Origin of the sequence: Sphingorhabdus sp. (assembly GCF_044239005.1) — a bacterium.
Classification (GTDB): domain Bacteria; phylum Pseudomonadota; class Alphaproteobacteria; order Sphingomonadales; family Sphingomonadaceae; genus Sphingorhabdus_B.
Window position 1 is genome coordinate 1 of record NZ_JBIICH010000149.1, and the last position, 4,488, is coordinate 4,488.

At 53.1% G+C, this 4,488-nt stretch carries 6 protein-coding genes; 3 read left to right on the forward strand and 3 right to left on the reverse strand.

The features are described 5' to 3' along the window. Positions 1-133: 133 nt before the first annotated feature. The 3 genes from ACILQA_RS10015 to ACILQA_RS10025 are packed head-to-tail and all read right to left on the reverse strand — an operon-like array spanning position 134 to position 1,443. A complete protein-coding gene (locus ACILQA_RS10015) occupies positions 134-469 on the reverse strand; it encodes a hypothetical protein (RefSeq protein ID WP_395629561.1) in 336 nt (111 codons plus the stop codon). Continuing rightward, entirely contained in the window at positions 450-848 is a 399-nt protein-coding gene (locus tag ACILQA_RS10020) for a phage holin family protein (protein WP_395629566.1), read from the reverse strand. Before ACILQA_RS10020 ends, ACILQA_RS10015 begins: the two co-directional genes overlap by 20 nt. Before the next feature lie 55 nt (positions 849-903). Then, complete coding sequence (locus ACILQA_RS10025) at positions 904-1,443, reverse strand: hypothetical protein (RefSeq protein WP_395629562.1); 540 nt, start codon at positions 1,441-1,443, stop codon at positions 904-906. Between the two features lie 200 nt (positions 1,444-1,643). Between ACILQA_RS10025 and eno the strand changes: the two genes are divergently transcribed. The 3 genes from eno (at position 1,644) to pdhA (ending at position 4,472) form a co-directional block, all read left to right on the forward strand. Continuing rightward, positions 1,644-2,918: a phosphopyruvate hydratase gene (eno, locus tag ACILQA_RS10030; protein WP_395629563.1), complete on the forward strand. Its 1,275-nt coding sequence runs from the start codon at positions 1,644-1,646 to the stop codon at positions 2,916-2,918. A 76-nt stretch (positions 2,919-2,994) separates the two neighbouring features. After that, complete coding sequence (locus ACILQA_RS10035; RefSeq protein ID WP_395629564.1) at positions 2,995-3,276, forward strand: septum formation initiator family protein; 282 nt, start codon at positions 2,995-2,997, stop codon at positions 3,274-3,276. 86 nt (positions 3,277-3,362) lie between these two features. Further along, positions 3,363-4,472 carry a pyruvate dehydrogenase (acetyl-transferring) E1 component subunit alpha gene (gene pdhA / locus ACILQA_RS10040; RefSeq protein WP_395629565.1) on the forward strand — a complete coding sequence of 370 codons (1,110 nt, stop codon included), beginning with the start codon at positions 3,363-3,365 and terminating at the stop codon, positions 4,470-4,472. Positions 4,473-4,488 lie beyond the last annotated feature (16 nt).

Consider the following 4,488-nt stretch of genomic DNA (forward strand, 5'->3'; position numbering starts at 1 on the left):
GCTTCAGATGCCTTTGCACGTGCTGCGGCAGTGGATTGTGTCGTTTTCGCCTTCGCGCTTGCAAGGCTGTCTTTCGCGCTGTCAGCTGCGGTTTTGATGCTGTCGCCAATCTTGCTCATGTTTCGTTCCTATATCAATCGCCAACGGGCGTGTTTGTTTTACTCTTTCGCAGGCTTGAAATCCAACGCGAAATCGGACGGCGGGCAGCCAATAACAACGTGGCCGCGCCGACTATGCCGATAAGCGGTGCTTTGTTCTTCACGGCTTGGATGGTCTCATCTGCAACGTTTTTTGCCTGCGATTTTTTTAACGCCACCAGCTTGCGAACTTGGTTTCGGGGGTTGAGAATATCCTGAGCAACATCGATGCTGCCCTTAAGCTTACGCCGAAGATTACGCCGCTCTGCATGCGACAATATGACGCTTTCGCGGTCTGTGACGACCGGGTCTTCAGGTAAGATCGTCGACATTCTCTTGCATTTCCGGAAAGTAAACTTTCCTCATCCATTTTCGTGCCAGCGATCCGAAAATGAACGCAACAACGATAAACGTGAACGTGACAACCAACGTAGCCGCCAGCGGACCAATTAACGGGGCCAAAGTCAGCACCAGCCCCAAAACAAAGGCGATTGACGCGCCGATGAGTGCGAACGCCGCAATCGCGCCATAGATGAACACCGATCGGAACACGTGGCGGGTGTAATCAAGACGCGAACGGTAATAGTGCATTTCTGCCTTCACCAGCGCGCGCAGATCTTCCATCACCAACGAAACCTGTTCGCTTGCGGTCGCTTCTGCCGGTTTCGGGCTATCCTCCACCAATTCGTCCTGATGCTGATCCATAATCATTGGTTTCACTTATCGGTCAAAAGCGGCCTTTTGCAAAGCCGCTAATGCTGTCTAATTAGGCGTCCTTGCCGCCAGAGCGAATGAGGCGTGCGAGCACAAATCCAATGGCTGCTGCAGCGCCAACCGCAACTGCCGGGCTCTTGCGGACAAATTGGCGGGCATCATCGGCCAAGGCATCGACATCCTTTGCGTCCATCTTGCCAGCGAAGCCTTCAACCATGTCTGCTGCGCTGCGGGCGTAATCGCCATATTGCTTGCCAACATTGTCATCGATGGTCGCAGCGCTGTCGCGGATAAGTTTGCCAATGCTGTCAACGGCTTCTGTCGCGCGGTCCTTGCCTTTTTTAGCTGCGGCGCGTGCGCTGTCCGCTGCTTTGGATTTGAAATCATTCATTTCTGATTTGACCTTTGATGTAACACCGTCGGTTTTGCCTTTAGCAGGCTGCGCTTTTGCCACGGCCTTGGGTGCCGAAGTCGTCGCAGCGGGTTTTGCCGCTTTGGTGGCGGCTGCTGTCTTCGCAGCCGCAGGCTTGGCGGTTGCTTTTCTTGCGGGCGCTGGCTTCGCTGCCGCTTTTGGCTTTTCAGTTTCGGCCATGGGAATATGCTCCTATCGGTTAAGTGCGGGCACTCAGAAGGGCGCCGCTATATCTTATATTTGTACGGGCGGTGCCTTAGTCAACTATAGCACCATAAAATTACATTTAAAATCCATATGTCTTAGCGTCGTTGCCAAATCCTCAACACAACGATAGACGCGCTGACATTGTTCCCACCACGATTTTACTGGAGCTTTCCATGACTGCGATCCTCGACATACATGCCCGCCAAATTTTGGATAGCCGGGGCAACCCGACCGTCGAAGTCGATGTATTGTTGGAAGATGGCAGTTTTGGGCGTGCAGCCGTTCCATCGGGCGCTTCGACAGGCGCATATGAAGCCGTAGAAAAGCGCGATGGCGACATGTCCAAATATATGGGCAAGGGCGTATTACAGGCGATCGAAGCGGTTAATGGTCCGATTTATGAAGCGCTGTTGGAACTCGACGCAGAAGATCAGGAAAATGTCGATGCCGTGATGATCGACCTAGACGGTACCGACAACAAGTTGAACCTTGGTGCCAATGCTATCTTGGGTGTCAGTTTGGCCGTCGCAAAAGCTGCTGCGGACGCGCGTGGATTGCCGTTATATCGTTATGTTGGCGGCGTGAACGCGCATGTCCTGCCGGTCCCGATGATGAATATCATCAACGGCGGTGAACATGCGGATAACCCGATTGATTTTCAGGAATTCATGGTGATGCCCGTTGGCGCGGGATCGATTTCAGAAGCCGTTCGCTGGGGCTCTGAAATTTTTCACACGCTCAAAAAAGGCCTGCACGAAAAGGGTCTGGCGACTTCGGTCGGCGATGAAGGCGGATTTGCGCCAAATCTTGCGTCCACGCGTGACGCGCTGGATTTCATTATGACGTCAATCGACAAGGCTGGGTTTAAAGCCGGTGAAGATGTTGTGCTGGCGCTGGATTGCGCAGCGACCGAATTTTTCCGCAACGGCAAATATGAAATTTCGGGCGAAGGTCTCTCGCTTTCTCCGCATGAAATGGCGGATTACCTCGCTGCGCTTTGCAAGGATTATCCCATTCGATCGATTGAGGATGGCATGAGCGAAGACGATTTTGAGGGTTGGAAAGCCATTACCGAAAAGATCGGCCATGAGATCCAGTTGGTTGGCGACGACTTGTTCGTCACCAACCCAGAGCGTTTGGCAATGGGCATCGGCAAAGGTCTTGCCAATTCTTTGTTGGTGAAGGTCAACCAGATTGGCACGCTGACGGAAACGCTGGCTGCTGTGTCGATGGCGCACCGTGCTTCGTATACTGCCGTGATGTCACATCGGTCAGGCGAGACGGAAGATGCGACCATCGCCGATTTGGCAGTGGCAACAAATTGCGGCCAGATTAAAACCGGAAGCCTTGCGCGGTCCGACCGGTTGGCGAAGTACAACCAGCTCATCCGCATTGAAGAGGAACTGGGTGCGTCGGCGCAATATGCAGGGCAGGGTATTTTCCGCTGACCCCTACTTTCTTGCCATTTATACGAAAATATGATTCTGTCTGAATATGGTGCGTTCAAACCGAAAGCCTGAATATGTGAAGTCGGTGATTGGGCCGGCTTTGGCGCTTGTCGCTTTGCTGGGTATTGCGTCTTATGCGCTTCTTGGGCCAACCGGCATCATTGCATGGACCGACTATCGGGCGGCGCTGAGCGAGCGCAAAATTGAACTGGCAAAGCTGCAAAAGGAACGCGATGCTCTGCGGAATCGGCAGTTGCTTTTGGACCGCGACAATGTCGACCCTGACTTGGCCGGCGAATTAATGCGCAAGGAATTGAACGTTGTTGCCCCGGATGAGGTTGTCGTTCCTTTAAAGTGATACATTCGTCATAGAATGAATAGCTATGCAGTGCATTACGTTGCGGAAAAGCGCTTTTCACCTCGGTCGATTTTGACTAGGCGACAATGCATGCGCATATAAAAATTCCACTAAAGGAACTTGTTTTGGCAACCACCCCAGCGAAAAAATCTGTTTCGAAGAAGGCCAGTGTGAGCGAAGATGCCGCGCGCGCCAACCGCGAGCGTCCGAGCGAACCAAAGCCATATAAGGCGACCAAAGAAGAGCTTTTAAAGTTCTATCGTGACATGCTGCTGATCCGCCGTTTTGAGGAAAAAGCGGGGCAATTATATGGCCTGGGTCTGATCGGTGGTTTTTGCCATTTGTACATCGGCCAAGAAGCCGTCGCCATTGGGCTCCAATCCGCGCTGACGCCGGGCAAAGACAGCGTCATCACGGGCTATCGTGACCATGGGCATATGTTGGCATATGGCATTGATCCCAATCTGATCATGGCGGAACTGACTGGCCGAGCGGCGGGTATTTCGCAGGGCAAAGGCGGGTCGATGCATATGTTTTCGACTGAGCATAAATTTTACGGCGGCCATGGCATCGTTGGAGCGCAGGTCTCGCTGGGTGCGGGTCTTGCCTTCGGCCACAAATATTCGAACGATGGCGGGGTGTGCCTCGCATATTTTGGCGACGGTGCGTCCAACCAAGGGCAGGTCTACGAAAGCTTTAACATGGCGGAATTGTGGAAACTTCCGATCATATTCGTCATCGAGAATAACCAATATGCGATGGGCACCAGCGTAAACCGTGCGTCGTCCGAGGACCAATTATACCGCCGCGGCGAAAGCTTCCGCATTCCCGGCATTCAGGTTGACGGTATGGATGTTCTCGCCGTGCGCGGTGCTGCCGAGGTTGCATTGGATTGGGTGCGCAGCGGTAAGGGTCCCGTGTTGCTTGAAATGAAGACATACCGTTATCGCGGCCACTCCATGTCCGATCCGGCGAAGTACAGAAGCCGTGATGAAGTCCAGTCGGTACGAGACAACAGCGACCCTATTGAGGGATGCAAGGCGTATCTGGCCGACCTTGGCGTGGGCGACGACGAGTTGAAGGCCATTGAGAAGGAAATCCGGAAAATCGTGAATGAATCTGCTGATTTTGCGGAAGCATCGCCTGAACCGGATTTGTCCGAACTATATACTGACGTGTTGGTGGAGCAATATTGATGGCAATCGAACTGAA

Coding starts and splice junctions, on each gene's coding strand:
- ACILQA_RS10015 (WP_395629561.1), bottom strand. CDS start 469: ATGTCGACGATCTTACCTGAAGACCCGGTCGTCACAGACCGCGAAAGC.
- ACILQA_RS10020 (WP_395629566.1), bottom strand. CDS start 848: ATGATTATGGATCAGCATCAGGACGAATTGGTGGAGGATAGCCCGAAA.
- ACILQA_RS10025 (WP_395629562.1), bottom strand. CDS start 1,443: ATGGCCGAAACTGAAAAGCCAAAAGCGGCAGCGAAGCCAGCGCCCGCA.
- eno (WP_395629563.1), top strand. CDS start 1,644: ATGACTGCGATCCTCGACATACATGCCCGCCAAATTTTGGATAGCCGG.
- pdhA (WP_395629565.1), top strand. CDS start 3,363: ATGCATGCGCATATAAAAATTCCACTAAAGGAACTTGTTTTGGCAACC.